This window comes from Cellulosimicrobium sp. GQ32 (genome assembly GCF_059758455.1).
Map to the genome: position 1 here is coordinate 1 of NZ_JCAXEP010000025.1, position 3,066 is coordinate 3,066.

Below are 3,066 nucleotides of genomic sequence, written 5' to 3' on the forward strand. Positions count from 1 at the left end.
GGTGCGGACCCAGCCGCCCTGCCAGCGTTCCTGGTCCTGGTAGGTGCGGGGGTAGCCCAGGCCGGGGCGGGTCTCGACGTTGTTGAACCACACGTACTCCACGCCCGTGCGGTTGGTCCAGGCCTGCTTGCACGTGACCGAGCACGTGTGACACCCGATGCACTTGTCCAGGTTCATCACCATCGACATCTGCGCCATGACCTTCATCAGTAGGTCACCTCCTGAGAACGACGACGGATCACCGTGACCTCGTCACGCTGGTTGCCCGTCGGGCCGATGTAGTTGAAGCCGTACGAGAGCTGCGCGTAGCCGCCGATGAGGTGGGTGGGCTTGAGCAGCACGCGGGTCAGGGAGTTGTGGATGCCACCCCGCAGCCCGGACGTCTCCGACCGCGGCACGTCCACGGTCCGGTCCTTCGCGTGGTACATGAAGACCGTCCCCTCGGGCATGCGGTGCGAGACGACGGCCCGCGCGACCACGACCCCGTTGCGGTTGTAGGACTCGATCCACTCGTTGTCCGCGACGCCGATCTTCTCCGCGTCCTGCGGGCTCATCCAGATCGTCGGGCCACCGCGCGAGAGCGACAGCATGAAGAGGTTGTCCTGGTACTCGGAGTGGATCGACCACTTCGAGTGCGGGGTCAGGTACCGCACCGCGACCTCCGCGTAGCCCTCCGACCCCTGCGCCCCCGTGGGGGACGTGTCGCCGACGCGCGAGTCGCCGAACAGGCGGTGCATGTCGAGCGGCGGCCGGTAGACGGGGAGCTGCTCGCCGAGCTCGGTCATCCAGTCGTGGTCGAGGAAGAAGTGCTGACGGCCGGTGAGGGTGTGCCAGGGCTTGAGCCGCTCCACGTTGATGACGAACGCGCTGTAGCGCCGTCCCCCGTGCTCGGAGCCGGACCACTCGGGAGAGGTGATGACCGCCGTCGGGCGCGACTGCACGTCCGGGAACGTGATGCGCTTGCCCTGCTCGTCCCGCGCGAGGTCGGCCAGGCGCTGCCCGGTGTGACGCTCCAGGTCCTTGAACCCCTGCACCGCGAGCCGGCCGTTCGTCGTCCCCGACAGCGCGAGGATCATCTCGCACACGTGGGTGTCCCGGTCCAGGCGCGGGCGCCCCGCCGTCGGTCCGTCGGGGACGACGCCGTTCGCGACGGCGAGCCGCTCGACCTCCGGCGTCGGGTCGAACGCGACGCCCTTGGTGACCATGCCCGCCTTCTGGGTGAGCGGGCCGAGCGCGGCGAGCCGGTCGGCGAACGCCGGGTAGTCGCGCTCGACGACGACGAGCTTGGACATGGTGACCCCGGGCACGAGCTCGCCCTGCGGCAGGACCTCGCCGTGGGGCGTGGCCATGGCGTCGGGCGTGTCGTGCGCGAGGGGGACGGCCACGACGTCCTTGCGCACGCCCAGGTGCGTCACCGACATCTCCGAGATGCGCCGGGCGATCGTGTGGAAGATGTCGAAGTCGGTGCGCGTCTGCCACGGGGGGCTGATCGCGGGGTTGAACGAGTGCACGAACGGGTGCATGTCGGTCGACGACAGGTCGTGCTTCTCGTACCAGGTCGCGGCCGGAAGGACGACGTCGGAGAACAGCGTCGTCGACGTCATCCGGAAGTCGGCGGTGACGAGCAGGTCGAGCTTCCCCCGGGGCGCCTCGTCGTGCCACGCGATGTCCCGCGGTCGGCGGTCCGGCCCGGACTCGGGGGCGCGCACCGCGGCGTCGGTCCCGAGCAGGTGCTTGAGGAAGTACTCGTTGCCCTTGCCCGACGACCCGAGCAGGTTCGCGCGCCAGACGGTGAGGACGCGCGGGAAGTTCGCCGGGTCGTCGGGGTCGGCGCACGCGTAGTCGAGCTCGCCGCAGGAGAGCTGGTCGACGACGTGGCGCACCGGGTCCTTGCCCGCCGCCTCCGCCTCGTCCACCAGGTCGAGAGGGTTGCGGTCGAACGTCGGGTAGTTCGGCGTCCAGCCGCGACGGACGGACTCCACCAGCGTGTCCGCCGTCGTGCGGCCCGAGAACCTCCCGGTGGCGAGCGAGGACGCGAGCGCGTCCGCGGGCAGGCCGTCGTAGCGCCACTGGTCCGTCGCGAGGTACCAGAACGCCGTGCTGATCATGAGGCGCGGAGGGCGGACCCAGTCGAGCGCGTTGGCGTACTGCTGGAAGCCCGTGATCGGGCGGACCTTCTCCTGCCCCACGTAGTGCGCCCACCCGCCACCGTTGACGCCCTGGCAGCCGGTCATGGTCACGAGGGCGAGGAACGTGCGGTAGATCGTGTCGGAGTGGAACCAGTGGTTGGTGCCCGCGCCCATGATGATCATCGACCGGCCGTCGGAGTCGAGGGCGTTCTGCGCGAACTCGCGCCCGATGCGCGCCGCGGCGACGGCGGGGACGCCGGTGATCTCCTCCTGCCATGCCGGGGTGCCCGGCGTCGTGGGGTCGTCGTAGCCCGTCGGCCACTCGCCGGGCAGGCCGAGGTCGGGGCGGTCCACGCCGTACTGCGCGAGCAGCAGGTCGTAGACCGTCGTCACGAGGTGCTCGCCCACGCGGTGCGTCGGCACGCCGCGCCGCACCGAGCCCGCGCCGCCCTGGTGCTCGGCGCCCTCCTCGGGGGCGAGGTCGAAGCGCGGGAGGTCGACGGCGACCGGTGCGTCCGACGTGCCGCCCGTCAGGTCCGCGACCGACAGCGCGGGCTCGACGCCCTCGAGGTCGAGGTTCCACCGCCCGGGGTCGCCGTAGCGGTGTCCGAGCGACCCGTTGGGGACGACGACGTCGCCCGCGCGGGACAGGATCACCGTCTTCGACGCCGCGTTCGCGGTGCCGGCCTGGTCGGCGGCGGGCGTGCCGGCGAGCCGGTCCGCCGTGAGGAAGCGCCCCGGCACGTACGCGTCCCCGCGGCGCTCGAGCGTCACGAGGTACGGCGCGTCCGTGTATCGCGCCATGTAGTCGAGGAACCGGGGCGCGCGGTCGCGCACGTGGAACTCACTGAGGATGACGTGCCCCATGGCCTGGGCGAGGGCGCCGTCGGTGCCGGGGTGCGGCGCGAGCCACTCGTCGGCGAACTTGGTGTTGTCG

Annotated in this window: 1 protein-coding gene and 1 pseudogene; both read right to left on the reverse strand. The window is 71.3% G+C overall.

What is annotated here, in order from left to right; genetic code table 11:
- A pseudogene (gene narY, locus AC6CH9_RS20750) lies at nucleotides 1–207 on the reverse strand (nitrate reductase subunit beta); the annotation flags it as partial.
- The coding region (locus AC6CH9_RS20755) for a nitrate reductase subunit alpha (RefSeq protein WP_498156590.1) at nucleotides 207–3,066 on the reverse strand (2,860 nt) is incomplete at its 5' end. The pseudogene narY and the gene AC6CH9_RS20755, both read right to left, overlap by 1 nt.